Origin of the sequence: Pseudomonas putida (assembly GCF_028682175.1) — a bacterium.
GTDB lineage: Bacteria > Pseudomonadota > Gammaproteobacteria > Pseudomonadales > Pseudomonadaceae > Aquipseudomonas > Aquipseudomonas putida_AD.
In genome coordinates, this window is sequence record NZ_JANHKS010000005.1 from 80,725 (window position 1) to 105,664 (window position 24,940).

Consider the following 24,940-nt stretch of genomic DNA (forward strand, 5'->3'; position numbering starts at 1 on the left):
AAATATACCAGTTGACAAAATTTGGCGAAAAAACGAATTTATACCGACTGATATAAATTCGGAGCATCCCGATGTCCGCCGCAACGCCTCCCCCTCCAGCCGTGCCACAGGCGGCGCCTGATGAAACCGTCAACGGCCAGCGCGGCAAAGCGCGGCGCATCCTGCTGGCGCTGGTCACGGTGGCGCTGGCCATCGCGTTGGCGTGGGCGGCCTGGTGGTGGTTGGCCGGACGCTTCATCGAAACCACCGACGACGCCTATCTGCAAGCGGACAGCATCAGTGTCGCGCCGAAGATCAGTGGTTACGTCGGCGAAGTGCTGGTGGCGGACAACCAGACGGTCAAACGCGGCGACGTACTGGTGCGCCTCGACGCACGCAAATACCAGGCAGTCAGCGACGAAGCCTCGGCCACCATTGCGGCCCGCACCGCGGACCTGGCCAAGGCCCAGGCTGATCTTGTGCAACAGGACTCGGCCATTGCCGAGGCCCGCGCGCAATTGCAGGGTGCAGAAGCTGACGCCCGTCATGCCCAGACCGAGGTCGCGCGCTATGCACCGCTGGCCCGCTCCGGCGCCGAGCCTGAAGAGCGTCTGGCGCAACTGAACAACCAGCTTGCCCAGGCCCGCAGCACGGTTGCCGCCAAACAAGCGGCGCTGCGCTCCAGCGAAACCCGCAACGGCACCCTGCAGGCTCAACTCAAACAAGCTCAGGCGCAACTCGGGGTGGCCAAGGCCAGCGAAGCGCAGAGCCAGCTCGATGTCGATGACGCGGTGATTCGCAGCCCGCTGGATGGCCGCATCGCCGACCGTGGCGTGCGCGTCGGCCAGTACGTGCAGCCCGGCACCCGGCTGCTGACGGTAGTGCCGGTGGACGCCATCTACCTGACCGCCAATTACAAGGAAACCCAGATCGGCGACATGCGCCCCGGCCAGTCGGTCAGCGTGCAGGTCGATGCGCTGCCGGGCCGCGAGCTGCACGGTCACGTCGACAGTCTGGCCCCCGGCACCGGCGCGCAGTTCGCCCTGCTGCCGCCGTCCAATGCCACCGGCAACTTCACCAAGATCGTCCAGCGGGTGCCCGTTCGTATCGCTCTGGATGTGACCGACGACGTGCGTCCGGCGCTGGTTCCGGGGCTGTCGGCCACGGTCAAGGTGGACATCCGCTCGACCAAGGCAGACGCCGATCATGGCTGAGGCCCTGGCCGCCGGCAGCAACGCCGGAGCACAGGCCAGCCAGCCGCGTAACGCCTCGCTGACCGACTGGATCGCCGTCGCCGCAGGTTCGCTCGGAGCATTGCTGGCGACCCTGGACATCTCGATCACCAACTCGGCGCTGCCGCAGATTCAGGGCCAGATCGGCGCCACCGGCACCGAGGGTACCTGGATCGCCACCGGCTACCTGATGTCGGAAATCGTCATGATCCCCCTCGCCGCCTGGCTGACGCGGGTCTTCGGCCTGCGCCGGTTCCTGGTGGGCACGGCGCTGATGTTCACCTTCTTCTCGATGTTCTGCGGATTGTCGTCGAGCCTCGGGGCGATGATCGCCGGGCGCATCGGCCAGGGTTTCGCTGGCGGTGCGATGATCCCGACCGCGCAGACCATCGTGCGCACGCGCCTGCCTGCCCATCAGTTGCCCATCGGCACCACGCTGTTCGGCATGACCGCGATTCTCGGGCCGCTGCTGGGGCCGGTGGTCGGTGGCTGGCTCACGGAAAACATTGACTGGCGCTGGTGCTTCTTCCTCAACCTGCCGATCAGCATCGCCCTCATCACCCTGCTGCTCACCGGCTTGCCCTCGGAAAAAATGAACCTTGAGCGTTTCATCAAGGCCGACTGGGCAGGCATTGTCGGCCTGGCACTGGGGCTCAGTTCGCTGACCGTGGTGCTTGAGGAAGGCCAGCGCGAACACTGGTTCGATTCGCTGCTGATCATTTGGCTAAGCATCGCGACCTTGGTCGGTTTTTTCCTCATCGCTTTGGGCCAACTGCGCTCGGCCACGCCCATCGTGCGCTTGCAACTGGTGCTCAACCGCAGCTTTGGCAGCGTGCTGCTGATCGCCACGGCAGTGGGCGCAGGGCTCTATGGCACGGCATATCTGGTGCCGCAGTTCCTTGGGATTCTGTCTGGGTACAACGCCGAACAGGCCGGTTCGATCATGCTGCTGTCGGGCATCCCGGCGTTCGCGCTGATGCCGATCCTGCCCAAGATGCTGGGCCGCTACGACCTGCGCTCCATGGTCGGCCTGGGTCTGTTGCTGTACTGGGCCAGCTGTTTCGTCGACACCGAGCTGACCTCGCAGAGTGTCGGCCATGACTTCGTGCTGTCGCAGATCCTGCGGGGTTTCGGCCAGATTCTGGTGATGATGCCGCTCAGCCAGTTGTCCATGCGCTCGGTGGATGCCCGCGATGCCGGGGACGCTGCCGGGCTCTACAACATGTCGCGCAACCTGGGCGGCACCCTGGGGCTGGCCTTGCTCGGGGTGCTGATGGACCGACGCAGCCACTTCCATGACGACGTGCTGCGCGAAGGCATTCTTGCCAACAGCCAGCTGGCACAGGATCAGATCGCCAGCCAGAGCGCCAGTTTCCTTGCGCAAACCGGCGATCCGTCCACCGCGCAGATGCAGGCTTTTGCGCAACTGGCCAGCGACATCGCGCAGCAGGCTTCGGTGCTGGCCTACAACGACGCCTTTTATGTGCTGGGGCTGGCGATGCTGGCGTGCCTGCCCCTGATCTTCATCCTGAAAACGCGCCCGGCGCAGGCAGGCCCACGACAATGATTTCCCGTTCGATTCCGCTGTTTCTGGCCGTTGGTCTGTTGTCTGCCTGCACCGTGGGGCCGGATTATCAAGGCGCGCCCGATGTGGCGCCCAAGACTCTGGCCGCCGGGCGCCTGCCACACGCCGATGATCCTGCCGTGCGCGAGCCCGGGGTCGCCCAGTGGTGGCAGTCATTGGGTGATCCGCTGCTTGATCAACTGGTCACGCAAGCCCTGCACAACAGCCCGGACATCGCCAGTGCCCAGGCCCGCTTGCGCCAGTCCCGCGCCAGCCTCAGCGGCTCGCGCGCCGACGCGATGCCCAAGGTCACGGCCGATGCGGCGATGCTGAAACTGCGCTCTCCCGACACCTCCTTTCTGGGTGACAGTGGCGGTGGCGGCGGTCGCGGGCCCTTGACGCTGTACCTGGCCGGGTTCGATGCCAGCTGGGAAGCCGACCTGTTCGGCGGTACGCGCCGGGCGGTCGAGGCGGCCCAGGCGCAGTCCGAATCGACTGCGGCAAAACTGGCGGACACCCAGGTGCAACTGGCCGCAGAAGTGGTGCAGACCTACGTCGACCTGCGCGATCAGCAAACCCGTCTGGCGCTGGTGGATGCCAGTGTCGACATCGAACAGCAGGCGGTGGACCTGACCCAACAGCGTCGCAGCCGTGGCGTGGCTTCGCAGTTGCAACTGGAACAGGTGCTGACCCAGGCTGAAAACACCCGCGCCCAGCGTCTGCCGCTGCAGGCGTCGATCGTGCAGGCCATCGACCAACTGGGCCTGCTCTGCGGGCTGGAACCGGGTGAACTGGACGCTCGTCTGTCGTCTACCCAACCCCTGCCCGCCATGCCGCAGAAGGTGCCGTTTGCCGATCCGGCGGCGATCCTCAAGGCCCGCCCCGACATCCGCGCCGCCGAGCGTGCACTTGCGTCGAGCAATGCACAGATCGGCGAGAAACAGGCGGACTGGTTTCCCAAACTGAGCCTTACCGGGGACTTGTCATTCTCGGCGGGCGATCCCGGCCATCTGGCGCGCAAGGACAACGGCACCTGGCTGTTGCTGCCGCGCCTGAGCTGGAACATTCTGGATTTTGGCCGAGTGGCGGCAAGTGTCGAAGGCGCGAAGGCCGGTCGCGATGAAGCGCTGGCCCAGTACAAGAGCGTGGTGCTCAGCGCCCTGCGCGACGCCGATGTGGCCTTGGTGCGCTACGGCCACCAGCGGGAAAACGTGGTGCTGCTGCGCAATGTCGAAGCCTCCGCCATCCGCGCCGCCGACCTGACCCGCCAACGCTACCGCGCCGGCACCGCCAGCACCCTGGACTGGCTCGACGCCGAACGCACCCGCTACCAGGCCCAGGAAAGCCGCATCTCAGGCGATGCAGAACTGCTCAAGGATTTCGCCTCCTTGCACAAATCCCTGGGCCTGGGCTGGACGTTGTAGAAGCGCTTGCTCGCGATTCGCCGTTTCAGGCGATGGAGATGCATTGGATGTACCACCGCCTTCGCGGGCAAGCGCGCTCCTACGGTTTCGGTCAGAGACCCGCTTGGTGCTTCACCTCAACCCCGTAGCAGCACGGCTTGCCGGCGTCGGCGGCACAGCGCGTACACTGTAGGTGCGCGCTTGCCCGCGACCGGGCGTTTCAGCTGACAGAGATGTGTTGAATGTACCGTCCTCATCGCGAGCAAGCTCACTTCTACAGGTTCGTGATGACCACCGAAGCTCGCCTGGCACAGGTCCTGTAGGAGTGAGCTTGCTCGCGATTCGCCGTTTCAGGCAATGGAGATGCATTGGATGTACCACGGCCTTCGCGGGCAAGCGCGCTCCTACGGCTTCGGTCAGAGACACGCTTGGTGCTTCACCTCAACCCCGTAGCAGCACGGCTTGCCGGCGTCGGCGGCACAGCGCGTACACTGTAGGAGCTCGCTTGCCCGCGACTGGGCGTTTCAGCTGACAGAGATGTGTTGAATGTACCGTCCTTATCGCGAGCAAGCTCACTCCTACAGGTTCGTGATGACCACCGGAGCTCGCCTGGCACAGGTCCTGTAGGAGTGAGCTTGCTCGCGATTCGCCGTTTCAGGCGATGGAGATGCATTGGATGTGCCACCGCCTTCGCGGGCAAGCGCGCTCCTACGGCTTCGGTCAGAGACACGCTTGGTGCTTCACCTCAACCCCGTAGCAGCACGGCTTGCCGGCGTCGGCGGCACACCACATACACTGCAGGAGCGCGCTTGCCCGCGACTGGGCGTTTCAGCTGACAGAGATGTGTTGAATGTACCGTCCTCATCGCGAGCAAGCTCACTTCTACAGGTTCGTGATGACCACCGGAGCTCGCCTGGCACAGGTCCTGTAGGAGTGAGCTTGCTCGCGATTCGCCGTTTCAGGCGATGGAGATGCATTGGATGTACCACCGCCTTCGCGGGCAAGCGCGCTCCTACGGCTTAGGTCAGAGACACGCGTGGTGCTTCACCTCAACCCCGTAGCAGTCCGGCTTGCCGGCGTCGGCGGCACGGCGCGTACACTGTAGGAGCGCGCTTGCCCGCGACCGGGCGTGTCTGGCGATGAAGATGCGCGGCCGAAGTCAGCCCGCCAAACCCGCTGCCTTCGCCCGCGCGGTGTGGAGTTTCTTGTAGCTGTCGACCAGCCGCTGATGCCGATCGAGCCCTTCAAGCTTCATGCTGGTCGGTGTCAGCCCATAGAAACGCACACTGCCATCCACCGAGCCAATCGCCGCATCCATGCGTTCGTCACCAAACATGCGGCGGAAGTTGACCTCGTAGTCGGCCAGTTCCAGGTCGTCGTCCAGTTGCATTTCCAGCACCACGTTCACCGCCTGGTAAAACAGCCCGCGCTCGACGGTGTTGTCGTTGTACTGCAGGAACGCTTCCACCAGATCCTTGGCCTTTTCATACTTCTGCAAGGCAAGGTAGATCAGCAGGCGCAATTCCAGAATCGTCAATTGCCCCCACGGCGTGTTGTCGTCGAACTCGATGCCGATCAGCGTGGTGATGTCGGTGTAATCATCCAGCTCGCTGTCTTCCAGCCCCTTGGCCAGCGTGCGCAGGCCGACCTTGCTCAGGTTGTGCAGGTTGAGGATATCGGCGCGAAAGGCCAGGGCCTTGTTGGTGTTGTCCCAGATCAGGTCCTCGACCGGGTAGATCTCCGAATAGTCCGGCACCAGGATCCGGCACGCCGTGGCACCCAGGTCCTCATACACGGCCATGTAGGCCTCCTTGCCCAAATCTTCGAGGATGCCGAACAGCGTCGCGGCTTCCTCGGCATTGGCCTCTTCGCCTTCGCTGGAAAAGTCCCACTCGACGAAATCGTAATCGGCCTTGGCACTGAAGAACCGCCACGACACCACACCGCTGGAGTCGATGAAGTGCTCGACGAAGTTGTTCGGCTCGATCACCGCCTGACCTTCGAAGGTCGGCGCCGGCAGATCATTCAGCCCCTCAAAACTGCGCCCTTGCAGCAACTCGGTCAGGCTGCGTTCAAGCGCCACTTCAAAACTTGGGTGGGCACCAAACGAGGCAAACACGCCGCCGGTGCGCGGGTTCATCAGGGTGACGCACATGACAGGGAACTCGCCGCCCAGCGACGCATCCTTGACCAGCACCGGGAAGCCCTGCTCTTCCAGCCCCTTGATCCCGGCGAGGATGCCCGGGTACTTGGCGATCACCTCATGCGGCACGTCCGGCAGCGCGAGTTCGCCTTCGAGAATCTCGCGTTTGACCGCCCGCTCGAAAATCTCCGACAGGCATTGCACCTGCGCCTCGGCCAGGGTGTTGCCGGCGCTCATGCCGTTGCTCAGGAACAGGTTCTCGATCAGGTTGGACGGGAAGTACACCACTTCGCCATCGGACTGACGCACGAACGGCAGCGACACGATGCCCCGCGAGGTATTGCCCGAGTTGGTGTCGTACAGGTGCGAGCCGCGCAGTTCACCGTCGCGGTTGTAGATGGCCAGGCAGTGCGGGTCGAGAATCTCTTCGGGCAGCGCATCGCCAGGGCCCGGCTTGAACCAGCGCTCGTTCGGGTAATGCACGAACTCGGCGTTGGCGATGTCCTCGCCCCAGAACTGGTCGTTGTAGAAGAAGTTGCAGTTGATGCGTTCGATGAACTCGCCCAGCGCCGAGGCCAGCGCGCTCTCCTTGGTCGACCCCTTGCCATTGGTGAAGCACATCGGCGAATGCGCGTCGCGGATGTGCAGCGACCAGACATTGGGCACGATGTTGCGCCATGAGGCGATTTCGATCTTCATCCCAAGCTCGGCCAGAATGCCCGACATGTTGGCGATGGTCTGCTCCAGCGGCAGGTCCTTGCCCAGGATGTAGGTGCCTTCGGCTACGGTCGACGCCGGCATCAGCAGCGCCTGTGCGTCGGCATCCAGATTCTCGACTTCCTCGATCACGAACTCGGGACCGGCCTGCACCACTTTCTTCACGGTGCAGCGGTCGATGGAGCGCAGGATGCCCTGACGGTCCTTTTCCGAGATGTCGGCAGGCAGTTCCACCTGAATCTTGAAGATCTGGCTGTAGCGGTTTTCCGGGTCGACAATGTTGTTCTGCGACAGGCGGATATTGTCCGTCGGGATATTGCGGGTGCTGCAGTACAACTTCACGAAATACGCGGCGCACAAGGCCGACGACGCCAGGAAGTAGTCGAACGGCCCCGGCGCCGAGCCGTCGCCCTTGTAGCGAATGGGCTGGTCGGCGATCACCGTGAAGTCGTCGAACTTGGCCTCAAGCCTTAAGTTGTCGAGAAAGTTGACTTTGATTTCCATGGGCGGCACCACAATAGCGAAAGCGAAATGGCCGCCATTATCCGGGTTTTGCGCGGGAAGTCTCGTGCTTTGAGGCCGGGGTGCCGATCGGTCGCCGGGCCGGGTGGAGAGTCATCTGCAACGGCTTTGAAAACGTGAAGAAACAAAAACCGGGTTTCACGGTGAATTATTTTGCGTCTTTTTGTATCTGAACGGGAATAGCGTGCCACCAAAACAATGGCATCGACAGTTCTGAAACAGAGTGACCGGTATGAAATCAAAGAAAAAAGTCAGCCCCATCGGGTTGCAGGACATCACCATCGTCGACGACGCGAAGATGCGCAAGGCGATCACCGCAGCGGCCCTGGGCAACGCCATGGAGTGGTTCGACTTCGGCGTCTACGGCTTCGTCGCGTATGTACTGGGCAAGGTGTTCTTTCCCGGCGCCGACCCAAGCGTGCAGATGGTGGCGGCACTGGCGACCTTCTCGGTGCCGTTCCTGATCAGGCCGCTGGGCGGGCTGTTCTTCGGTGCCCTGGGCGACAAGTACGGGCGCCAGAAAGTGCTGGCGGCGACCATTATCATCATGTCCCTGAGCACCTTCGCCATCGGCCTGATCCCCTCCTACGCCTCGATTGGCATCTGGGCGCCCATCCTGTTGCTGCTGGCCAAGATGGCCCAGGGCTTCTCGGTGGGCGGCGAGTACACCGGCGCGTCGATCTTCGTCGCCGAGTATGCACCCGACCGCAAGCGCGGCTTTCTCGGGAGTTGGCTGGATTTCGGCTCGATTGCCGGTTTCGTCCTCGGCGCGGGCCTGGTGGTGATGATTTCCACCTTCCTGGGTCAGGAGAAGTTCGAGGAATGGGGCTGGCGCCTGCCGTTCTTCCTCGCCCTGCCCTTGGGGATGCTCGGGCTGTACCTGCGTAACGCACTGGAAGAAACCCCGGCCTTTCAGCAGCACGTGGACAAGCTCGAACAGGGCGACCGCGAAGGCCTGTCCCATGGTCCGAAGGTCTCGTTCAAGGAAGTGGCGACCAAGCATTGGCGCAGCCTGATGACCTGTATCGGCATCGTGGTCGCGACCAACGTGACGTATTACATGCTGCTGACGTACATGCCCAGCTACCTGTCGCACAACCTGCATTACAGCGAAGACCGCGGGGTGCTGATCATCATCGCGATCATGGTCGGCATGCTGTTCGTGCAGCCTTTGATCGGTTTCATCAGCGACAAGATCGGCCGCAAGCCCTTCATCATTGTCGGCAGCGTTGCGCTGTTCATCCTGGCCATTCCGGCGTTCATGCTGATCAACAGCGGCAAGATCGGGGTGATCTTCGCAGGGCTGCTGATTCTGGCAGTGGTGCTGAACTTTTTCATCGGCGTGATGGCGTCTACCCTGCCCGCGATGTTCCCCACGCACATCCGCTACAGCGCCCTGGCCAGCGCGTTCAACGTTTCGGTGCTGATTGCCGGCCTGACGCCCACCCTCGCCGCCTGGCTGGTGGAAAGCACCAACAACCTCTACATGCCGGCGTACTACCTGATGGTGGTCGCGGTGATTGGCCTGGCCACCGGGGTGACCATGAAGGAAACCGCCAACAAGCCGTTGCGCGGTGCAGCGCCTGCAGCCTCGGACCTCGAGGAAGCCAAGGAACTGCTGCAGGAACACCACGACAATATCGAACAGAAGATCGAAGACATCGATACCCAGATCGCCGAGCTTGAGGCCAAGCGCAAGGAGCTGGTGCAGCAACACCCTCGCATCGATTGATGCTGAACCGCTGCCGCGCACAGAGGCGCGGCAGCGGGCACATCAGCCTGCCGCCACCACCGTGATTTCCACCAGCAGATCAGGCGCCGCCAGTCGCGATTCAACCGTGGCGCGGGCAGGTGCGTGGCCTTCCGGTGCCCAGGCATCCCACACCTCGTTCATGCCGGCAAAGTTGGCTGCGATGTCCGACAGCCATACCTGAGCACTGAGAATGCGGGTCTTGTCCAGGCCGGCCTTGGCCAGATAGTTGTCGATCTTCTCCAGTACCTGCGCGGTCTGGCCCTTGATGTCCAGGCTGCGGTCGGTTGCGGTCTGCCCGCCCAGGAACGTGAAGCCGTTGCATTGCACGACGCGGCTCATGCGTTGGTTGGTTTCGATACGGGTGATTTCCAGCATGTGAACTCCTCAATGGTTGGTAATGGGTGCAGCGTGTTGATGGGTGGCCAGCGCGTCGGCACTGGTTGTCCTGGTGAAGCGGTCGATGGCGAAGGCCGCAAGGGAAATGTCCGAGTGCTCGCCGAGAATCTGCTGGGCCAGGCGTCTGCCGGTGCCGGGGCCCATCTGGAATCCGCTGCCGCAGAAGCCGAACGAGTAACTGAGTTTGCTCGCCTTGCGGCTGGCGCCGATCACCGGAAGATCGTCGGCGGTGAAGGCCTCGACCCCGGCCCACACACGGTTGACGCCCAGGTGCTTCAGGTGCGGGAACAGGTCGGTCACGGTGCGCGCACTGGTGCCCAGACGGGTCATGTCGACCTCGCCATGGCGGGCCGGAAAATCCAGCGCGCCGATCAGCTTGCCGCCGATGACCACGGTGCCGTTGGCGAACTGCTTGAACGACAGCGCACGCCCGGTGGCTCCCAGGGTTGGCGCACAAAAGGGCGCTACCCGATGGGTGACCATCAGCATCAGCCCCTCGGGATGCGCAGGCACCGGCTCGCCCACTTGCGCCGCCAGCTCCTGCGCCCAGGCCCCGGCGGTAATCACCAGATGCTCGGCGCTGAACACCGCGGCAGGCGTCACGACTTTCCACTGACTGCCGCTTTGTTCGATGTACTGCGCCTTGGTGCCTTCCAGCACCTGCACACCGAGTTTTTCAGCGGCCAGACGAAACGCCGTCACGGTTCTGAACGGCAGCGCATAGCCGTCATCCTTGACCCAGATGCCGCCCACCACATGACGGGCCACAGTGGGGATGATCTCGAACACCTGCTGCTGGTCGATCAGCACTTCATGATCGAAACCCAGCGCCTGAAGCTGCTGCACCCGGCGTCTGCACTCCTCCAGTTCGGCTGGGTTTTCCGCGAGTTTCAGTTGGCCGCTGGCGACGAAACCGCCGTCGTCGCCCAGCACGCTTCCAAGTTCGTGCCACAGCTCGCGGGACGACAGCGCCAACGGGATTTCCGCCGTGTGCCGGCCCAGCGTGCGCACCCCTCCGGCGTTGACACCTGAGGCATGACGGGCGCAGTAATCGGCTTCCAGCACCGTCACCTTGACCCCGCGCAGCGCCAGGTGAAACGCGGTACTGAGACCATGAATGCCGCCGCCGATCACCAGCACATCGCTTTGCCGAGTGCTCTTACTATTCACCGGCAAGCTCTCCCAGTGTGATCGGCTTGATTGGCGGGCGAATCCGGTAATAGCCGACTTCCGACGCCGATACGCCGCGCGCCTTGGCAATGACTTCAGTGACCGTCAGGCCGCACATGCGCCCCTGGCACGGCCCCATGCCGCAACGTCCGAAGGATTTGGCCTGGTTCGGCCCGGTGCAGCCCAGCGCCACGAACTGGCGCAGTTCGCCGGCCGTGACTTCTTCGCAGCGGCACACCATGACCTCGTCGGCGGGGATGCGATTGGCTTCCTTGGGCTGGTACAGGGCATCGAGGAACGGCCGGATGCGCAGGTTCGACTCAAGCCTTGCGCGAAGCGGCTCGGCGCGATAATCGCGCTGGGCGTCACTGAGGGTGCCCATTTGCCGGGCGATGCCCAATGCGGCCAGCTCGCCTTGCACCGCAGCCGCTTGGGCGCCGCCGATACCGGCGCCATCGCCTGCCACATAGATGCCGGGTACATCCAGCGCGCCCCAGGGGTCGACCTTGGGACTGAAGCACAATTGATCCACGTCCCAGTGATGACTTGCGCGCAACGACTGGCTGAACTGGATGTTCGGCACCACACCCTGGTGCAGCAACACGCAACGAGTCGCCACCCGCTGAGCCTTGCCGCCGACGGTGAAGACCAGCGCGCGAGCGGCCTCCTCGCCTTCAATGGCCAGTTGCTCGGCGCCGGTATAATGGGCGATGCCGGCGCTGCGCAGGCCGCGCATCAGGTCCAGCCCTTTGCGCAGGTAAGGCCAGGCGCGCAATGCGGCAAACAGGTGACGCCGCGCACGCCAGTAGTCTTCGGGGCGGGTGGTGTCGACCAGTGCCTTGATCGGCACACCCGCGCGCAGGTATTGCCAGCCCAGCAGGTACAGCAACGGCCCGCAGCCGGCCAGCACCACCGGCTCGCTCGGCGCAAGGCCTGAGCTTTTCAGGAGGATCTGCGCCGCGCCCGCGGTCATCACACCTGGCAAGGTCCAGCCCGGAATCGGAAAAGGTCGCTCCATGGCGCCGGTGGCCAGCAGCACCGCCCTGGCCTGCAAGGTATGCAGGCGCCCGTCGCGCAGGTAGCTGACCTGATGATCGCGGGTCACTTGCCACACCGCCGCGCCCTTCTCGTACTGGACGCTGGACGCGGCCAGCGCTTGCGCCAACTCGTTGCCATGGGCGTAATCGGGACCAAGCATGTCGCGACGGCCCAGCGGCGCCAGGGTGATGCCCCGGTAAATCTGCCCGCCTGGGCTGCCCTGCTCGTCCAGCAACACCACTTGCAACCCGGAGCGGGCCAGCGCCACGGCGCCCGACATACCGGCAGCACCGGCCCCTACGACCACCACATCGACATTGACCGGATTCATGGGTGCACCTCGAACGTCTCGACATCCACGGGCGCGAACATCAGGTCGCGAGCGCCTTCCTGAGAGCGGATGCGCATGCCCTCGCTGACCTCGATCAGGCAACTCTGGCGATTGGGCACGCCATCGATCTCCACCAGGCATTCGAAGCACACGCCCATCATGCAATAGGGTGCGCGCGGGGACTCGCTGACCGGCGTGGCGCGAAACCGGCCGATCCCGGACATCAGCAATGCCGCCGCGACACTGGTGCCTGCCGGAACATTCAGGGGTTGTTCGTTGAAAGTCAGGCTCACGGTGCGTGTCGACCTGACCTCACTCATGACCGGTTGAAACAACGGTTCAGTGCGCATGGGAAAACACCTTGTCAGTCAGGAAACGGTCGCCGGTAAACACCCCCAGCTCCTCGGGTTGCTCGCCGCCCATGATCCACGGCGCGATGCGCAGGGCGTGGGCGGCAGCCAGGGTCACGCCGCTGTGGCAGGTGACCACGAACGCCCCCGGATGCAGCGGCGACTGCTGGTAAATCGGAAAGCCATCGGGGCTCATGACCCGCAGCGCGCCCCAGGCCCGCACCAGCCGCACCTGGCTCAGCAGCGGGAAGGTCGAGACGCCGCGCCGGGCGATTTTCGCCAGCACCTCGGTGGTGGTGCGATCGTCGAACCCCACCTCCTCCATCGAGTCACCCAGTTGCACGGTGCCCTCGTCGGTCTGGCGCACATTGATGGTCGGGTAGTCGAGAAACGGCCGGACCCGCTCGCTGACCAGCACCTGCCCGCGGTTGGGCGCCACCGGCGCATGCAGTCCCACCTGTCGGGCCAGGCCCGGATTGCCAAGCCCCGCCGCCAGCACGATCCGCGGCGCGATGAAGCGACGCTGGCCAGCCGTAACGCAGAACTCGCCCGCCGCGCAATCGATACGATCCACCTGCACCCCACCGATCAGCCGCCCACCACGGGCCTGGGTCGATGCGTGCAATGCCCGCAGCAGTTTCAGCGGATTGACGTGGCCGTCCTGGGGCGTATAGCTGGCGCCCACCACCGCCGGGCCGATCAGCGGCAGGCGGGCCTTGAGGTCTGCGGCGTCGAGCATCTGGAACGGGTAGTCGCCCAGCGCATCCTGCAGGGTTTGCAGCCGTGTCTGGCGCTCAAGCATTTCGTCATCGCTGAAGCACATGTGAAAGCCACCCTGCTGCCTGAGCTGCACATCGACGCCGCCATCGCCCAGCAGCATCTGGGCAAACCCCGCCCAGCGCGCCGCAGACGACCGCGTCCAGCGCGAATAGTCCGGCAGGTCGTGGCCCTTGCCCTGCACCCAGACCAGCCCGAAATTGCCCCGCGAGGCACGGAAGGCATCGTCGCCCTGATCCAGCACCAGGGTGTCCGCCCCGTTGCGCGCCAGGCCGTAGGCCACCGCCGTGCCGACCAGGCCGCCACCAATCACGATCACGTCCGCCTGGGTGACGCCGTTTGCATCCTGGCTCATTTGCCTTCTCCGATCAGTACCCGATCCAGCCCGACCAGCCGGTCCAATACCAGCATCAACAGCAGCGTGCCGAGGATCAGCACCGTGGACACTGCGGTGATCAAGGGGTCGATGGTCTGGGAAATCTGGTTGTACATCGCCACTGGCAACGTGGTGGTGCCCGGCGTGGCGACGAAAACGGTCATGGTCAGCTCATCGAAACTCTGGATGAACGCCAGCATCCAGCCACCGATCACACCGGTGCGGATGCGCGGCAACACCACCCGATAAAAGGCCTTCCAGCGCGTGGCGCCCAGCGACAGCGCGGCGTGCTCGATGTCGCGCTCAAGGCCGATGGTCGACGCCAGCGTCAGGCGCAGTGCATAAGGCAGCACTACGATCACGTGGGTCAGGGTCAGGGCCCAGAGCGAGCCGCCGATGTGCGCCAAGGAAAAGAAGCGCAAAAAAGCGATGCCCAGCACCACCGACGGAATCATCAGCGGCGACAGCAGAAAGCCGGTCAGCGCGCCACGCCCGGGAAAGTCGTAGCGACTGATCGCCAGTGCCGCGGGAATCGCCAGCAGCGCGGCAATGGTGGCCGACGCCAGGCCCAGCTTGATCGACAGCATGAAGGCGTCGAGCATTTCCTGGTTTTCCAGCAACGCCCGGAACCAGCGCAGCGACAGGCCGTCGGTGGGCAACGAGAGATAGCCCTTGCTGGTGAACGCCATGACCATCACCACCACCAGCGGCGCAACGATGAAGGTGACGAAAGCAGCATGAAACAGCAGCGAGAAAAATCCGTTCTTGTGCATGGTCGTCTACTCGAAGACTTGCTTGAAGCGGCGCTCGGCCAGCTTGCTGCAACCCAGGATGATGACAAGGTTGGCCACCAGCAGAAGCATCGCGATGGCTGCGCCCAGGGGCCAGTTGAGGGTGCCGAGGAACTCGTCATAGGCTGCGGTGGCCACCACTTTCAGGCGCCGTCCGCCGATGATCGCAGGGGTGGCGAAGGCCGAGGCTGCGAGGGCGAACACGATGATCGACCCGGAGAGCACGCCCGGCATGATCTGCGGCAGGATGATCCGGCGAAACACCGTCAGCCTGGAGGCGCCCAGCGACAACCCGGCCCACTCCACTTGCAGGTCCAGGCGCTGCAACGTCGCCCACACCGCAATCACCATGAACGGCACCAGCACGTGGGTCAGGGCGATGATCACGCCGACCTGGGTGAACAGCATCTTCACCGGTTGCTCGGTGATGCCCAGTGCTTGCAGGGCGTCGTTGATCAGGCCGTTATTGCCCAGCAGAATCGCCCAGCCAAGGGTGCGTACCACCACCGAAATCAGCAGCGGACCCAGCACCACCAGCAGGAACAATGAGCGCCAGCGCGGCGCCATCCGCGCGATGATGATGGTCTCGGGAATGCCCAGCAGCACGCACAGCACCGTAACCGCCAGCGCCATGCCGCCGGTGCGCAGGAAGATGTCGTGGAAATAGCTGTCCTTGAACACCTCCAGGTAATTGCCCAGGCTGTAGGCCGGGATCACGCCTTCGGTGTCACTGAACAGGTTCAGCGACAGCACGGCGGTGAGCATCAGGGGCGCCAGCAGCAGCGCGATGAACACCAGCAGCGCCGGGCCGCTGAGAATCCAGGGCGCGGCGCCGACGTGTTCGGCGTCATACCTGGCCATGGGCGACCTCCCGATCCAGCAACCGCAGGTCGTCATCGGACCAGTCAAGCCCGACCTCGCTGCCCTCCTCCGGTGGCGGCGTGCCGAGGTTGGGCTGGGTCATGTGCACCAGGCCCAGATGACTCTCCACGGCGATCAGCCACAGGTTGCCGAGGAACACCCGCAGGCGGATGCGCCCGCTGATACGGCCACTGCCCGAGGCCGTCAGGCGGATCTTTTCCGGGCGGATGTAGACGTTGACGTCATTGCCCAGCGAGCGGTCCTCGTGGGGTACGTGCAGCAGGGTGTCGTGGACCTGCACATGGCAGCAGCGGGCGTTGCGCAATTGCACGGCGCCGGCAAAGGCGTTGGTCTTGCCCAGAAACGCCGAGGCGAACGGCGAATGGGGCCGTTCGTAGGCCTCGAACGGCGTGTCGATCTGCACGATGCGACCCTTGTGCATCACGGCGATGCGGTCGCTCATGGTCATGGCCTCGACCTGGTCGTGGGTCACCAGAATCGTGGTAATGCCCAACTCGCGCTGGATCGAGCGCAGTTCGATGTGCATCTCTTCGCGCAGCTTGGCGTCGAGGTTGGACATGGGCTCGTCGAGCAGCAACAGGTTGGGCCGGATCGCCAGCGCCCGGGCAATCGCCACCCGCTGACGCTGCCCGCCCGAGAGCGCCTTGGGGTAACGCTCCCCCAGCCCGCCCAGGCGCACCAGATCCAGTGCTTCATCGATGCGTTTCTTGCGTTCGGCCTTGGGCACGCCGCGCATCTCCAGGCCAAAACTGATGTTCTGCGCCACGGTCATGTGCGGAAACAGCGCATAGCTCTGAAAGACGATGCCCAGCCCGCGCTGCTCGGGACGGACGTGGGTGATGTCGCGCCCGTCGAGGACGATCCGCCCTTCGGTGGGCTGCACGAAACCGGCGATCGATTGCAGGGTGGTGGTCTTGCCGCAGCCGGAAGGCCCGAGCAGCGCGATGAACTCGCCGTGCCGGACTTCCAGGTTCAAACCGTCAATGGCCTTGAAACTGCCGTAGCTCTTGACGATGCCTTCGAGTGTTAGAAATGCCATTGGCGTGCCACGCAGGCCAGGCCTGCGTCTCCAGGATGGTTTTCGGAAGGATCGGGGATGCCGCTGTCTGCGTGACCTGAGATCAGCGCTCGACAGTGCGATTCCAGCGGGTGGTCCACTCGCCACGTTGCTGGTTGATCGTGTCCCAGTCGACCTTGATCAGGGCGTTGACCTTCTCGGGGCCGTAAGGCATGCGCGAGGCCACATCGGGCGGCAGCTTCACGGTCTGGTTGACCGGCGCGAAGCCGTTGGCCCGGGCCTGGATTTCCTGGACTTCAGGCGAAAGCACATACTGGATGAACGCCTGGGACAGCTCGGGCTGGGCATTGGGCGTGACGCCGCACGCCGCGATCTGCAAGGCGATGCCGCCTTCCTTGGGGTAGATGAATTTCAGCGGAAAGCCAGTGCCTTGCAGTGCCACGGCGCGGCCGCTGCCGTACACCGCCATGACCACATCGCCGTTCTGCATCATGCCGTCCATTTCCCCGGGCGCGGCCACCCAGGCCAGCACGTTGGGGCCGATTTCATCCTTGAGGGCCTTGAAGCCGGGGTCGATGTTCTTCTCGTCGCCGCCGCGCAGGCGGGCCATTTCGACCAGGGTGTGCAGGCCGTAGGTGTTGGTCACCGGCGGCATGCCCAGCAGCTGTTTGTAGCGCGGGTCGGTGAGGTTCTCCCAGGAGTCCGGGGCTGCCCAGCCGCGCTTCTTGAACGCCTCCTCGTTGTAGCCGATGCCAGTGGCGACCACGCCAATGCCGGTCGCCTCGGGGCTCAACCGCGCCAGGGGATAGAGGTCCTTGTACACCGGCGCATCGCTGAGCTTCTCGCACAGGCCAAGCTGCAGCGCCTGGTACATCGGGCCGTCATCCATCATCGCCACGTTGATCTGCTGGCGGCCTTTCTGGGCCTGCAACTTGGCCAGGGTTTCGGTCGAGTTGCCCGCCACGTACACCACTTTGACGTTGTGCTGTTTTTCGAAGGCGGGAATGACCTGGGTCTTGTACATCTGCTCGGTGGATCCACCGACACCGGCGACGTACAAGGTGGGTTCGGCCAGCGCCTGCTGGCTCGCAAGGCCCGCGAAGGTCACGGCAAGGGCGAGCGCGGCGCGCTGGAAAGGACGAAACGGCGGTGTTGCTGGGGACGAGTTAAGGCTATTCACAGACTATCTCCGAAGTGCATGGGGCAGATCGAACAATGCGTCAGTTGCTTCAACCGAGGCTGAAGCCATGCATGCACGGTGCATGCATATCCGGGCGAATCCATCGCCCGGTGGCGCATCTTCATGTGCGCTATGGGTTGCAACTCGAGTATTGCGACAGGGCTCCCATATGGTCAAATACGGATATCCGGGTTAGTTATTCATATTTGATATGGAAGGCCAGATGAACCTCAGGCAGATCGAAGCGTTTCGAAGCGTCATGCGGCTGGGCTCCATGACCGCAGCAGCCGAGGCGTTGTACACCTCGCAGCCCAACGTCAGCCGCCTGATCGCGCAACTGGAACTGAGCACCGGGCTTAGCCTGTTCAAACGCGCCGGGGTGCGGCTGATCCCGACCCAGGAAGGCCAGGCGTTCTTTCAGGAAGTGGAGCGTGCGTACGTCGGCATGGATTCGCTGAGGCTTTCGGCGAAGAACATTCGCAACCTGGGCACCGGCCGCCTGCGGGTCGCGGCAGTTCCCTCCACCGGCCTGAGCATGATCCCTCGGGCGCTCAAGGCCTTTACCGACTCACGTCCGGAGTTGACCGTCTCGCTGCACGTGAACTCCTCGCAGACTGTGGAGCAATGGGTCAAATCGCAATTCTGCGACATTGGCCTGGTGGTTCACCCGGGTGACGTCAGCAGTGACCAGAGCGAGTTGCTGGCGATGGTGCCTGCGGTCTGCGTACTCCCCGCCTCGCACCCTCTGGCCGGGCGCGAACACATCACCTTCACCGATCTCGAAGGCGAAACCTTCGTTTCCCTGTGCCACGGCGACGGCACCCGCGCACTGGTGGACGGTCTTTTCGAACAGGCGGGTGTGGAACGGGTCATGGCCGTGGAGGCGCAATACAGTGCGATCAACTGCGAGATGGTGGCACTGGGCATGGGCATAACCCTGGCCCACCCACTGGTGGCCCGCGATTACCAGCATCGGGACATCGTGATACGGCCATTCAAGCCGGACATCCTGTTCCCCACCTACGTCATCTGGCCGGCCGCCCATGCACGGACCCGGCTGGCTGAAGAGTTTGTCGAGACGCTCAAGGACTTTTACGAAAATGTATTAGGTGTTTCCCGCGAACGTTAACAATCAACTGGGTAAAAGCCATACAAACAAAAACGCTGCGATCATCGCAGCGTTTTCTTTTAACCGTTCGGACATCAATCAAACCGGACTTCATTATCCGTTCTGACGGCCATAACCCATGGTGGTGTATTCAAGGGTGTGAGTGGCGCCCTGGCTGTCAACGTAGACCATGCTCGACTTGACCAGACCGTCGACTTTCTCTGGATCCTGGGCGGTGGTTACGCTGGAGACCTTGGCTACGTCCAGGCCTTTGTGGCGGTTGTACTGCTCGACCTGGGTCAGTGGACGCGCGCTGTTGGAGGCGGCGGTGTTGTCAGCGAGTTCGTTGGCCGATGCGAAAACACTGAAAAACGAGAGGGCGGCGAAGGCGACATATTTCATTTTGGATCTCCAGTATCTGAGTAGTCTGCAAGTTGAGCAAAGCGTCTATTCGTTTGCTTCTGGCAGCGATTGTTGCGCGTTATCGTCGCGGCGATAAATATTTGCGGTCGATATGAAACATTGCCCATATCGATATAAGCGCGATTATTTCATTCCTGGAAATACAGTATTACTTTAACTAGCGATACAAAAGTTAAACTAACGTTATAGAAATTTCATATCACCCGTAGCAGCACGGCTTGCCGGCGGGAGCGGTGTATCAGTCAATTATAGGTGTCTGACACACCGCTCCCGCCGGCAAGCCGTGCTGCTACGGGGTGGAGTGCGCATGTGACAGGCCGGCTGCAGGCCCCGCCGCTTTCACCGCCGAATCGAATCGGGATGCTCGCCCTCGGAACGCACCATCAACATGATTGCATCGCGTTTTTCCAACAGATGGTGCCGCAGGATTTCGCTCAACCGCTTGCCGTCGCGGGCCTGCAGGGCGGTGATCATCTCTTCATGGTCGTGCAATGCCCGCTCCCACTTCGGTGCCTGCTGGTTGGACAGGTATCGCAGCGCCTGAATGCGTCGGTTCAGCGACAGGTAGACCTGACGCAGCGCGGTATTGCGTGCGGCGAGGTTGATCATGTCGTGGATGGCGCGGTTGCGCTGGTAGTAGCCGGGCAAGTCGTTCTGATTCTTGCTCACCACCATGGCGTAATGCAGCGCCTTGATGTCTTCCAGTTCCTGGGGGGTGATGCGCTCGCAGGCCAGCTCCCCGGCGAATGCCTCGATACCGCTCATCAGTTCGAAGGTCTCGCGAATTTCCATTTCCGACATGCGCGAAACGCTGGCGCCACGGTTGGGGTTGATGTCGATCAGGCCTTCTACTGCCAGCACTTTCAGCGCTTCACGCAACGGCGTGCGGGAAATCCCAAGGGTTTCGCACAGCTCGCGCTCATTGAGCTTGGTCCCGGGCGGCAGCACGCCTTCGGTGATGAAGCTGCGCAGGTGCTCGACCACGATGTCATGAAGGCGCTGACGCTCGACCTTGAGCGACAGGCGCGGGTCGGGGGTGGCGCCCGACGGCTCGAAATTTTGCATGCAAGATTCCTCTACTGCATCACGAAAAGCTGGCTTCAGGGCGGTTCTTATACTTAAAGCGGGCCATTTGCAGCTGATATTAGCTCAAAGTCGTCCATTGACGTAGCTCAGCGAGGTGCTAACGTATTTTGAATTCAAAATACAAAAACAAGAGGAGACACCCATGCTGAAACTCGACTTCCATCCTGCCGGCCGCCACTTCCTGCAAATTCCAGGGCCCAGCCCGGTGCCGGATCGCATCCTGCACGCCATGAGCTACCCCACCATCGATCACCGCGGCCCCGAATTTGGCGAGCTGGGCCTGAAGGTCCTTGATGGCATCAAGAAGATCTTCAAGACCCAACACCCGGTTGTCATCTACCCCGCCTCCGGCACCGGCGCCTGGGAAGCGGCGCTGTGCAATACCATGAGCGCGGGCGATGAAGTGCTGATGTTCGAAACCGGCCACTTCGCCACGCTGTGGCAGAAAATGGCGCTGAGCCTTGGCCTCAAGCCGCAGTTCATTGGCAAGCCGGGGATCGAAGGCTGGCGCGGCGGGGTCGATGCGGGGATGGTCGAAGCGCACCTGCGCGCCGACAGCGGCCACCGCATCAAGGCGGTGTGCGTGGTGCACAACGAAACCAGCACCGGCGTGACCTCCGACATCGCCTCGGTGCGCCGGGCCATCGACGCCGCCGGGCACCCGGCGCTGCTGCTGGTGGACACCATCTCGGGCCTCGCCTCGGCGGACTATCGCCATGACGAATGGGGCGTCGATGTCACGGTTTCAGGCTCGCAGAAAGGCCTGATGCTGCCGCCGGGCATCAGCTTCAACGCCCTCTCGCCCAAGGCCCTGCAAGCCAGCAAGAACGCCGGCCTGCCCCGCAGTTTCTGGGCCTGGGAAGAAATCGTCGAGATGAACAAGACCGGCTACTGGCCTTACACCCCTAACACCAACCTGTTGTATGGCCTGTCCGAGGCGCTGGACATGATCCTGGGCGAAGGCCTGGACAACGTGTTCGCTCGCCATAACCGCCTGGCCCACGCCTGCCGCTCGGCGGTCAATGCCTGGGGGCTTGAGATCCAGTGCGCCGACCCTGCCGTGTACAGCCCGGTGCTGACCGGCGTGATGACGCCCGAAGGCATCGATGCCGACCAGGTGCGCAAGCTGATCTACGAGCGCTTCGACATGTCCCTGGGCACCGGCCTTGGCAAGCTCAAGGGGCGCATGTTCCGCATCGGTCACCTGGGCGACTGCAACGATCTGACGTTGATGGCTACGCTCACCGGTTGCGAGATGGGCCTGCAGATGGCCGGGGTGAAACTGCAATCGAGCGGCGTGCTGGCCGCCATGGACTACCTGGGAGGCCAATCGGTGCCATTGCGCCGCGACTGATCGCCCTGACGGGCGCTTGCGAGCTTTTCCGCAGCGCCCCCGCAGCACTTTCTCACTATCCCGAATCAACGCGCCGCCATGGCGCGAACAACAAGAAACTGGAGATAGAACATGAAGTCTTTACGTCTGCGCCCCACCACGGTGGTGCTCATCATGCTGTGCGCCATGTACTTCATCACCTACCTGGACCGCGTCAACGTCAGTACCGCCGCGGTCGGATTCGGCAAGGAATTCAACCTGACCAAGACCGAAATCGGCCTGGTCTTCTCTGCTTTTGCCTATCCCTACCTGGTGTTCCAGATCATCGGCGGCTGGGTCAGCGACCGCTTTGGCGCCAAGCGCACGCTGGTGGTGTGCGGGATCATCTGGGCCGGCGCGACGGTGCTGACCGGCCTGGCCGGCGGTTTCGTCTCATTGATCATTGCCCGTCTGCTGCTGGGCCTTGGCGAAGGCGCAACCTTCCCGGCGGCAACGGCGGCGATGTCGCGCTGGGTGCCCAAGGATCAACGCGGTTTCGCCCAAGGCATCACCCACGCCTTTGCCCGCCTGGGCAACGCGCTGGCGCCGGCAGCGATGGTCGCGGTGATGGCAGCCTACGGCTGGCGAGAGTCGTTTTATGTGTGCGCGGGGATCAGTTTTGTCTGGGTGATGCTGTGGATGCTGGTGTTCACCGAACAGCCCAAGGACCACCCGCGCATCTCTCGCCAGGAACTGGACGTGCTGCCGCCGCCCAAGCCCAAGAGCAACATTGCGCTGCCGTGGGGCCGGCTGTTCAAGCGCATGGCACCGGTGACCATCGTGTACTTCTGCTATGGCTGGACGCTCTGGCTGTTGTTGAGCTGGGTGCCGATGTATTTCATGAACATGGGGCTGGACCTGAAGAACACGGCGATCTTCTCCTCGCTGGTGTTTTTTGGCGGGGTGGTGGGCGACACCCTGGGCGGGATCGTCAGCGACCGCATCTACAAGCGCACCGGCGATCTGAACCGCGCCCGCAGCCGCATGGTCGCGATCTGCCTGACCTGCACCCTGGCGGCGCTGGTGCCGCTGATGTTTACCCATGACATGTATGTGTCGCTGGGCTGCCTGGCGGTGGCGTTCTTCTTTTCCGAGATGACGATTGGTCCGATGTGGGCGATCCCGATGGACATCGCACCGGATCATTGCGGCACGGCCAGCGGCATGATGAACACCGGTTCAGCCATGGCGGCGATCATCAGCCCTGTGGCGGCGGGTTTGCTGATCGACAAGTTCGCGAACTGGCAGTTGCCGTTCATGGTGAGCATTGGTTTGCTGGCGATCGGCGTCGTGCTGTCGTTCTGGATGAAACCGCAGAAGCGCTTCGAGTACGGCCAGCCTGCGGCTGCAACGGTTGAGGCGGGAGGGTCTGCGGTGGTCAGCAAGTAGCGGCACAACTTGCCCGCGTCGGCGTCCTCAAGATCGCTCCCGCGGGCAAGCCCGGCTGCTACGGGACAGGGGGGCTCGCTGGATTTGGTTTCACATCAAACCCGTAGCAGCACGGCTTGCCGGCGGGGGCGTCTTCATGATCGCCATCGCCGGCAAGCCGGACTGCTACGGGGCCAGGGTGATCGCAAATTCCGGGGTGCAGCCCAAAACCTGTGGGAGCCAGGCGCCGATCACAGGCTCACGTGGTCATTGACCTTCCTTGACCCCATATTCGCGATACACCGGCTTCCAGAAATTCGCCTCGACTGCCTCGCGCAACGCCTCGTCGGACATCTCCTGGGCCACCCCGTCTGCCTGGGCGGCCTTGCCTACAGCAAAGGCGATCTTCTTGCTCACGGCCTGCACATCGCGCAGTGGCGGCAACATCTGCCCTGCCCCTGCACTGTCGGCCAGCGCCTGAGCCGAGGCCATCAGCATGCCTTCGGTCACCCGTGTCGCCTTGCTCGCGATGGCGCCCAGGCCGATGCCGGGGAAGATGTAGGAGTTGTTGCACTGGGCAATCGGGAATTTCTTGTCAAACAGCTCGACCGGCAGGAACGGGCTGCCCGTCGCCACCAGCGCCTTGCCCTCGGTCCATTGCAGGATGTCCTTGGGATGCGCTTCGATCTGCGAGGTGGGGTTGGACAGCGGCATGATGATCGGCTGCGCACAGTGCGCGTACATGGTCTCCACGATCTCCTGGGTGAACAGCCCCGACTTGCCCGACACCCCGATCAGCACCGTTGGCTTGAGGTTGCTGACCACCTCCTGCAACACCGGCCAGTCCCCGCTGAACTGCCAATGCGCCAGCGATTCGGTCGGGTGCGACAGACGTTCCTGGAAGTCATAGAGCCCGGTCTGTTTGTCCGTCAGCAGCCCCTTGCTGTTGAGCAGATACACTTGCCGACGCGCCTGCGCCTCGCTAACGCCCTCCAGCTGCATGGCCGAGATGATCTGCTCGGCAATGCCGCAACCGGCAGAACCTGCGCCGACGAAGGCGATGGTCTGCTCCGACAGGCGCTGCCCTTTCATCTTGCACGCAGCCAGCAGGGTGCCCACAGTGACCGCCGCCGTGCCCTGGATGTCGTCGTTGAAGCAGCACAATTGATCGCGATACCGCGCCAGCAACGGCATGGCGTTGCTCAGGGCGAAGTCTTCGAATTGCAGGATTACCCCCGGCCAGCGCCGCTTGACCCCATCGACGAACGCCTGGAGGAAACTCTCGTATTCCGCGCCGCGCACCCGCTCCTGGCGACGACCAAAATACACAGGGTCCGCCAGCAACGCCGGATTGTTGGTGCCCACGTCCAGCACCACCGGCAGCGTATAGGCCGGGCTGATGCCGCCACAGGCGGTGTAGAGCGACAGCTTGCCGATGGGAATGCCCATGCCGCCAACGCCCTGGTCGCCCAGGCCCAAGATGCGTTCGCAGTCACTGACCACGATGACCTTGACGTTGTTCTTGGTGACATTGCCGAGGATTTCGTCGATGCGCGCCTGGTCGCCGATGCCGATGAACAGGCCACGATGGCTGCGATAGATCCGGGCGAATTCCTGGCAGGCCTTGCCGACGGTGGGGGTGTAGATGATTGGCAGCATCTCGTCGACATGATCGTCGACGACGCGGTAGAACAGGGTTTCGTTGAAGTCCTGCACCGAGCGCAGGAACACATGCTTCTCAAGGTCGGTGCCACAGGCCTTGAACTGCTGATAGGTGCGCTCGGCCTGTTGTTCGATGGTTTCCACCTGATCGGGCAGCAAGCCGGTCAGGTGCAGGATTTCACGTTCACAGAGGCTGAAAGCCGTGCCCTTGTTGAGCAGCGGCGTGCCCAGCAGAGTCGGGCCCTTGAATCGGGGGTACAGGGGACGGTCGGACGAAGCAGACATCATTACCTCCAGTG

The 24,940-nt window shown here is 63.1% G+C and carries 20 protein-coding genes; 7 read left to right on the forward strand and 13 right to left on the reverse strand.

All coding sequences use genetic code 11. The features are described from left to right. Positions 1-71: 71 nt before the first annotated feature. The 3 genes from NPS29_RS05665 to NPS29_RS05675 are packed head-to-tail and all read left to right on the forward strand — an operon-like array spanning position 72 to position 4,199. Entirely contained in the window at positions 72-1,193 is a 1,122-nt protein-coding gene (locus NPS29_RS05665; protein WP_274131264.1) for an HlyD family secretion protein, read from the forward strand. Further along, the gene (locus NPS29_RS05670; RefSeq protein ID WP_274131265.1) at positions 1,186-2,778 is read left to right on the forward strand and encodes a DHA2 family efflux MFS transporter permease subunit; all 1,593 of its coding nucleotides are present in this window, start codon (positions 1,186-1,188) and stop codon (positions 2,776-2,778) included. Before NPS29_RS05665 ends, NPS29_RS05670 begins: the two co-directional genes overlap by 8 nt. After that, positions 2,775-4,199, forward strand: coding sequence for an efflux transporter outer membrane subunit (locus NPS29_RS05675; RefSeq protein ID WP_274131266.1), 1,425 nt, complete (start codon positions 2,775-2,777; stop codon positions 4,197-4,199). Before NPS29_RS05670 ends, NPS29_RS05675 begins: the two co-directional genes overlap by 4 nt. A 1,138-nt stretch (positions 4,200-5,337) precedes the next feature. On the opposite strand, the gene NPS29_RS05680 is transcribed toward NPS29_RS05675, so the two are convergent. Next, positions 5,338-7,542 carry an OsmC domain/YcaO domain-containing protein gene (locus NPS29_RS05680; RefSeq protein WP_274131267.1) on the reverse strand — a complete coding sequence of 735 codons (2,205 nt, stop codon included), beginning with the start codon at positions 7,540-7,542 and terminating at the stop codon, positions 5,338-5,340. Positions 7,543-7,792: 250 nt separating this feature from the next. On the opposite strand from NPS29_RS05680, the gene proP reads away from it, so the two are divergent. Next, the gene (gene proP / locus NPS29_RS05685) at positions 7,793-9,292 is read left to right on the forward strand and encodes a glycine betaine/L-proline transporter ProP (protein ID WP_274131268.1); all 1,500 of its coding nucleotides are present in this window, start codon (positions 7,793-7,795) and stop codon (positions 9,290-9,292) included. Positions 9,293-9,334: 42 nt separating this feature from the next. Here the strand turns inward: proP and NPS29_RS05690 are convergent, their stop codons facing one another. From NPS29_RS05690 to NPS29_RS05730, 9 genes are all read right to left on the reverse strand, one after another. After that, positions 9,335-9,685: a RidA family protein gene (locus NPS29_RS05690; RefSeq protein WP_400608582.1), complete on the reverse strand. Its 351-nt coding sequence runs from the start codon at positions 9,683-9,685 to the stop codon at positions 9,335-9,337. Positions 9,686-9,697: 12 nt separating this feature from the next. After that, complete coding sequence (locus tag NPS29_RS05695) at positions 9,698-10,879, reverse strand: NAD(P)/FAD-dependent oxidoreductase (RefSeq protein WP_274131271.1); 1,182 nt, start codon at positions 10,877-10,879, stop codon at positions 9,698-9,700. Beyond that, positions 10,872-12,248 (reverse strand): NAD(P)/FAD-dependent oxidoreductase, encoded by a 1,377-nt coding sequence (locus NPS29_RS05700; protein WP_274131273.1) that lies wholly within the window; start codon positions 12,246-12,248, stop codon positions 10,872-10,874. The genes NPS29_RS05695 and NPS29_RS05700 overlap by 8 nt, the downstream gene beginning before the upstream one ends. Then, positions 12,245-12,598: a (2Fe-2S)-binding protein gene (locus NPS29_RS05705; protein ID WP_274131274.1), complete on the reverse strand. Its 354-nt coding sequence runs from the start codon at positions 12,596-12,598 to the stop codon at positions 12,245-12,247. The genes NPS29_RS05700 and NPS29_RS05705 overlap by 4 nt, the downstream gene beginning before the upstream one ends. Continuing rightward, a complete protein-coding gene (locus tag NPS29_RS05710; RefSeq protein ID WP_274131275.1) occupies positions 12,588-13,730 on the reverse strand; it encodes an NAD(P)/FAD-dependent oxidoreductase in 1,143 nt (380 codons plus the stop codon). The genes NPS29_RS05705 and NPS29_RS05710 overlap by 11 nt, the downstream gene beginning before the upstream one ends. Further along, positions 13,727-14,524 (reverse strand): ABC transporter permease, encoded by a 798-nt coding sequence (locus NPS29_RS05715; RefSeq protein WP_274131276.1) that lies wholly within the window; start codon positions 14,522-14,524, stop codon positions 13,727-13,729. Before NPS29_RS05715 ends, NPS29_RS05710 begins: the two co-directional genes overlap by 4 nt. Before the next feature lie 6 nt (positions 14,525-14,530). Continuing rightward, positions 14,531-15,403 carry an ABC transporter permease gene (locus tag NPS29_RS05720; protein ID WP_274131278.1) on the reverse strand — a complete coding sequence of 291 codons (873 nt, stop codon included), beginning with the start codon at positions 15,401-15,403 and terminating at the stop codon, positions 14,531-14,533. Further along, positions 15,390-16,463: an ABC transporter ATP-binding protein gene (locus NPS29_RS05725; protein ID WP_274131280.1), complete on the reverse strand. Its 1,074-nt coding sequence runs from the start codon at positions 16,461-16,463 to the stop codon at positions 15,390-15,392. The genes NPS29_RS05720 and NPS29_RS05725 overlap by 14 nt, the downstream gene beginning before the upstream one ends. Positions 16,464-16,545: 82 nt before the next feature. Beyond that, complete coding sequence (locus NPS29_RS05730; RefSeq protein ID WP_274131281.1) at positions 16,546-17,622, reverse strand: ABC transporter substrate-binding protein; 1,077 nt, start codon at positions 17,620-17,622, stop codon at positions 16,546-16,548. A 223-nt stretch (positions 17,623-17,845) separates the two neighbouring features. Between NPS29_RS05730 and NPS29_RS05735 the strand changes: the two genes are divergently transcribed. Next, a complete protein-coding gene (locus NPS29_RS05735; protein WP_274131283.1) occupies positions 17,846-18,751 on the forward strand; it encodes a LysR substrate-binding domain-containing protein in 906 nt (301 codons plus the stop codon). 93 nt (positions 18,752-18,844) lie between these two features. Here the strand turns inward: NPS29_RS05735 and NPS29_RS05740 are convergent, their stop codons facing one another. Together NPS29_RS05740 and NPS29_RS05745 are read right to left on the reverse strand one after the other, a co-directional pair. Continuing rightward, positions 18,845-19,132: a DUF2790 domain-containing protein gene (locus NPS29_RS05740; protein ID WP_274131285.1), complete on the reverse strand. Its 288-nt coding sequence runs from the start codon at positions 19,130-19,132 to the stop codon at positions 18,845-18,847. 360 nt (positions 19,133-19,492) lie between these two features. Then, a complete protein-coding gene (locus NPS29_RS05745) occupies positions 19,493-20,218 on the reverse strand; it encodes a GntR family transcriptional regulator (protein WP_274131287.1) in 726 nt (241 codons plus the stop codon). Positions 20,219-20,381: 163 nt separating this feature from the next. Between NPS29_RS05745 and NPS29_RS05750 the strand changes: the two genes are divergently transcribed. Both NPS29_RS05750 and NPS29_RS05755 read left to right on the forward strand, forming a co-directional pair. Then, positions 20,382-21,593, forward strand: a complete 1,212-nt coding sequence (locus tag NPS29_RS05750) for a pyridoxal-phosphate-dependent aminotransferase family protein (RefSeq protein ID WP_274131289.1) — start codon at positions 20,382-20,384, stop codon at positions 21,591-21,593. Positions 21,594-21,704: 111 nt separating this feature from the next. Beyond that, positions 21,705-23,000 (forward strand): MFS transporter, encoded by a 1,296-nt coding sequence (locus tag NPS29_RS05755; protein WP_274131291.1) that lies wholly within the window; start codon positions 21,705-21,707, stop codon positions 22,998-23,000. A 246-nt stretch (positions 23,001-23,246) separates the two neighbouring features. Here the strand turns inward: NPS29_RS05755 and NPS29_RS05760 are convergent, their stop codons facing one another. Then, positions 23,247-24,926 carry an NAD-dependent malic enzyme gene (locus NPS29_RS05760; RefSeq protein WP_274131292.1) on the reverse strand — a complete coding sequence of 560 codons (1,680 nt, stop codon included), beginning with the start codon at positions 24,924-24,926 and terminating at the stop codon, positions 23,247-23,249. Positions 24,927-24,940: the final 14 nt, after the last annotated feature.